The sequence below is a fragment of the Oleiphilus sp. HI0066 genome (assembly GCF_001635725.1).
Genome location: NZ_LWFH01000213.1, coordinates 1 through 5,173 on the forward strand (window position 1 = coordinate 1; position 5,173 = coordinate 5,173).

Sequence of the window (5,173 nt, forward strand, 5' to 3'; positions counted from 1 at the left end):
AAGCTATTTATATACAGGGAGAAAATGCCTAAGCCGGGGCTTAGGATAAGCCCTTAACTCAACCTTTAGGTCAAAACCTAGAGAAGCCTAGCCAAAGAAATCAAACTCAAAATAGTTGGCTATTAGGACAAAACCTAAAACTCAACCAACTACCATTCCCCTATATTCTCCATGCTCACCCATGGTTCTTGAGGCTCTAGCGAACCACCTTTTTGAAGCAATTCAACACTAATTCCGTCAGGTGAGCGAATGAAAGCCATATGGCCATCACGAGGTGGACGATTAATGGTCACTCCCATATCCGCTAGGTGCTGACAGGTCGCGTAAATATCATCGACACGATACGCCACGTGTCCAAAGTTTCGACCACCGCTGTATTCTTCTGGGTCCCAGTTATAGGTTAGCTCTAGCTCTGGAGCTTTGACTGCATGCGCTCGTTCTTCATCATCGGGAGCCGCTAAATAAATCAGTGTAAAGCGCCCTGCTTCGCTCTCATAACGACGCATTTCGATGAGCCCAAGACCATCACAGAAGAATTTCAGTGACGCATCGACATCACTTACACGAATCATGGTATGAAGAAATTGCATCATAGCTCCTTAACTTGATTGATAACGAATTTGAATAGGAAGAGTACTAAAAAGAGGTAAAGAGACAAGTTTTGTTTTGTAAGAAATCCAATAAAAAAGGCAGAGTAAAACTACTCTGCCTTTCACGTTCACTCGATCTTGCCTGCGGCTATTTTAGCTTGTAGTAAGTTGGTACAAGACTAGATAAATCGTTGATTGATGCAACACGCTTAAATACGGGACTATCTAAGTCTTTATCAGGGAAGAACCCGAGCATAATCTCAAGCTCACCACCTTCTGATAATTTGTTTATCCAATCCCCTTCTAACACACCTGCATTTTTTGCTTGAATACGATCAAAAGGAATCAAATCACCACCGTTTACACGAATACCAATACCAGCAAGATTCTCATCAATGTCTGAAGAGCTGTTCACTTCAAGCTTTTCTGAGGTCAGAGTTAGCCATACTTGAGAATAAAAATCGCCATCACCCATTTGCATAGTAGGCGTTTTTAAAACAAGCGCACCCTGTTCCTGATAACTGGTACCTAAAGACCACAATTTTAGACGCACCGGAAGATCTTTTTTACTCACATTCAATGCGTTCTTTGTAAGATCTTTCTTTGGTTTTTCAGCTTTTACAGGAACCTTAGCTTTAGCAACCTTTTCTTGAAGTTTAGGTTTAGACTTCGGCTCAGGCTTCGCTTTTTGTTCTGGCTTATAAGCTTGCTTTTGCTGATCTGCAACAACAGGTACATCAACAGGTTTCTCTTCGGTTTTCTGTTCTGCACTAGATTCAGCATCTTCTTTCACTGCTGCAGATACGGTGTCGGCTGACGGATTTTTACTGGCCGAAGGCTCTTTATCTGCTGAAGGCTCTTTATTAACTGCAAGCTCTTTATCTGCTGTAGGCTCTAATTCAACTGGGTTTGAATTCGCAGCCTGCTGCTCAGCGCTCGCTGGGTTTGATTCTGTTTGCTCCGCAGGTGGAGCATCAATATTTTCATCCACGGCAGGGTTACTTGCACAGCCGATCATGGTCAAGGCTGATAACACGATTACGGGCAAGCCTGAGCTAAGTGGTTTAATTAAGTTCATGGGACACTCTCGTCTTAAAGCTCATTTATTTTTGTCTTACTTTAATTTGAGTGTAGCGTGCGATCAGAAAGTAACCAGACAATCCGTCATATCAAACGTCAACGCTTGTAAAAAGCTAGAAACTTGCGAGATACCTAAGCCTTTGAAAATGGGGTAAGAGTACTTTTACTCTGCCCCCCCGATATTGAGATAGCTAGGCGTTTGAGTCGCTGATGGGGTTCATCATCCACACACAATATTTTTGGTAGGTTCTCATCCATGATTTATCATGCCCTCAATCGCTCTGCCTGCTCTTTCCACTCAGGCAATTTATCTGCAATACAAAGAGAGCTCACAACCTCCTCATGAATATCACGGCCTCTCGCGAGATGTCGAGCGATATGAATAATGATGGGCAATGTGGAACAAGAGCTGATACTTTGTTCATATTGACGACCAATCAATACCGCATTAAAAATCTCAGCAGAAAAACCCCACATGAGTAACAAATAGGCACCAATCTGAGCATCCGCAAGACCAAACATTTCAAGTTCAATTTGTTCGATTTCAGCCTCATTGGCATAAGCAATTTTGTCAAGATAGTCTTGCGCTTTGTCGGGGAAGGCTTGTAGTAAAGCGCCCTGTCCTAAATCACTTAATAGACCAGCAAGCTTCGCTTCAGAGACTAAGCTTTCGTCTATGGTTTCAGCTACTTCTGCCGCCATTTTACTGATCACAAAACTTTCTTTGGTGACCTTATCAACATTCAAAAATGGCGAGCTCGTTGCCAAGAAATAGGTTTCAGCGAACAAGACAAATTCACTGACCATTTCGACGCCTAAACGCACGACAGCGGCTTGCACATCTGTGGTTTCACCACCTCTTGAAAATAAGGCCGAATTGGTGACTTGCAGTACTTTCGTTGTCAGTGCGGCATCTTCACTGATCACTTTAGCAACGTCTTCAAGGTCAGCGCGTTGTTGAATGAAGGTTTGAATTTGGGCATAGACACGAGGAGGACTAGGTAGCGAACTAATGCCGCAAATAAGTGTGCGCATTTCACGACTTGGCATCGACTCAAGTGCATTTTCAATCAAGCTAAGAATGTGCAGCAAAGCATCACGGTCGAAGGGCTTATCTAACCATCGATGAGAAATAAAACTGCTTCGCAACGCGGCCGCTTGATCGGCTTGCCCAGACAGAACAATACGCACTGTATCAGGGTAGCTCGTCTCGATTTTTGACAGTAACTCTTCGCCATCCATGCCGGGCATACGCATGTCTGAGACAAGGATGTCATAAGGTTCATCTGCAAAAAGACCGAGTGCTTTTTGTCCAGAATCGGCTGTATCAATCTCCCAATCAGAATCAAATAGAGCGCGCTGGATGCCGTCTAATATCATTTGCTCGTCATCGACAAATAAAATGCGCATCGCAAGCGTTCCTAGTTAAATCGTTTCTCTTTTTCGACCTCTTGAAGCACCTGCAACAAGTAGGTGGGATCACAAGGTTTATCGAGCCAACGGTGCGCCAATTCACCATCTGCAACACCTAAACTTTGATCAGCATGACCAGACATAATGATGCGTGTAATCTCCGGATCTAGTTCTTTAACCTCTCGCAAAAGTCGATCTCCTGTCATTGCGGGCATTGCCATGTCGGTCACCACTACATCAAAATGACGCTTACCCAATTTAATCAATGCTTCGGGTCCACTTAGGGCGTAATCGATATACCAATCTGAATCTCGCAAATTGCGCTCTAATGCGCTGATAATCATCCGTTCGTCATCTACAAATAGAATATCCATCGTTTCAATCTCACCTTTGAGCACTCATTAATAAGAGCTTATATTTCAGACTCTTGTTCGTCTTGTGTGGTGGGTAACGTCGGAATGAATGTCGTTCCCTCACCTTCTTTTGATTTGATATCAATCGATCCTCGATGCTTTTCAACAATCACCGAATACACAATATTGAGGCCTTACCCTGTTCCTTTGCCAACAACCTTAGTCGTAAAAAATGGTTCAAAAACTTTTTCTTGGTTTTCTTTTGAAATTCCGCAGCCATTGTCTGTCACTTTTAGCGTTAAGACTTTTCCTTCTGTTTTTGCAGACACGAGGATACGCCCAAGCCCTGCACTGTTTTCTTTTACTCGTCGCTCTTCAATGGCATGCGCTGCATTCACCACTAAATTCAAAATAACCTGATTAAACTCATCGAGAATCAAAGAAATAGGGCCGACATGCGGGTCAACATCCAAGTCTAAATCCGCGACATACTTCCACTCATTTCGGCAAATAGTGATGGTTGATTCCAAGGCTTCTAGCAAATCCACTTGTGAGAATTCACCGTCACTTGCATGTGAAAAAGATTTCATTGCGCGAACGATTTTCGTGACACGGCCTAAGCCTTCTGCCGACTGATCAATCGACTTTGGAATTTCTTCGCGAATAAAGTCGAACTTGGCTTTTTTGAGCATTTTTTCGAGCTCTTGGACTTGTTCCTTGCTGTTGTCATCACAACAATTCGCGACCACTTGCCGATACATCTCAGTCGCCTGCATGACATGCCCAACCGCTTTTTTCAAAAAGCTCATATTGTCGGAGACATATTGGATTGGCGTATTAATCTCGTGTGCGATACCGGCGGCAAGTTGACCGATAGACTCAAGTTTTTGCGCTTGTCTCAGTTGTTGCTCCATCTGCGTCCGTACCGTGATATCGCGAATCATCGAAACGTAATGGATACTCTCATCGAAGTACAAACGCGAAAAAACCGCCTCATAATAACGTGGGCCATCATCGTTGTAGGTCGAAAACTCGAGCGTTAAACCACTGACGCCTTTTGCGAGATTTGAATGCTCCCAGTCTTGGAGCTCTTCGAGACTACCAATCTCAGGCATCAATTGAACGATATGCTTTTGTTCTAAGGGGCTGTGCTGCGCGCCAAAAAGGCGCTGAGCAGACACGTTATATGTCGTAACATTCCCATCACTATCCAAAACGAGCAAGGCATCAGCCAAGGCACTAATAACCGCATTCTCACGCTGTTCCGAAGCCATGGCTGCTTTTTGAGCTTGATCCAACTTCGTGCCGAGCATAAAAACGATGATCAAGGCTGTTAAGAACAGCAAGACATCGACAATCACAATCCAAGATAGCAAAGTGTGTTCGTGATCTGAATGGTCTGGGATGACGATAGAAGGATCGAGATAAAACTCGGTTGCGAGCATAGCGGTATAATGCATCCCCGAGACGGACAAACCGATCAGTACAGAGGCGACAAGTCGTTTTAACGTTGCACTACTCGTCTCATCGTTTTGCCAAACCCGCACATAAAGCGCCAAAAGCGCAAATACGTAAGCCATCACTATCGACAGAACAAACCACGTTGGGTCATAACGAAGAACCAAGTCCTCGTAATGCATGGCTTCCATACCAAGGTAATGCATGGCGCCAATGCCCAAGGCCAAGCATAGAGCCCCGACCTGCATAGAACGCAGATCGAAGCGACGAGCTGCATAT

General features: G+C 44.2%; 6 protein-coding genes. All 6 read right to left on the bottom strand.

Annotated elements, in window-relative coordinates; translation table 11 throughout:
* Nucleotides 1–149 precede the first annotated feature (149 nt).
* Nucleotides 150–590, bottom strand: coding sequence for a VOC family protein (locus tag A3738_RS03285; RefSeq protein ID WP_068479461.1), 441 nt, complete (start codon nt 588–590; stop codon nt 150–152).
* Nucleotides 591–738: 148 nt separating this feature from the next.
* Nucleotides 739–1,668 carry a hypothetical protein gene (locus A3738_RS03290; protein WP_068479464.1) on the bottom strand — a complete coding sequence of 310 codons (930 nt, stop codon included), beginning with the start codon at nt 1,666–1,668 and terminating at the stop codon, nt 739–741.
* Nucleotides 1,669–1,934: 266 nt separating this feature from the next.
* Nucleotides 1,935–3,080, bottom strand: a complete 1,146-nt coding sequence (locus A3738_RS03295) for an HDOD domain-containing protein (RefSeq protein ID WP_068483251.1) — start codon at nt 3,078–3,080, stop codon at nt 1,935–1,937.
* An 11-nt stretch (nt 3,081–3,091) separates the two neighbouring features.
* Nucleotides 3,092–3,457 (bottom strand): response regulator, encoded by a 366-nt coding sequence (locus A3738_RS03300; RefSeq protein WP_156493627.1) that lies wholly within the window; start codon nt 3,455–3,457, stop codon nt 3,092–3,094.
* A 38-nt stretch (nt 3,458–3,495) separates the two neighbouring features.
* Entirely contained in the window at nt 3,496–3,618 is a 123-nt protein-coding gene (locus A3738_RS32295; RefSeq protein WP_255375068.1) for a hypothetical protein, read from the bottom strand.
* 12 nt (nt 3,619–3,630) lie between these two features.
* The coding region (locus tag A3738_RS03305; protein ID WP_156503919.1) for an MHYT domain-containing protein at nt 3,631–5,173 on the bottom strand (1,543 nt) is incomplete at its 5' end.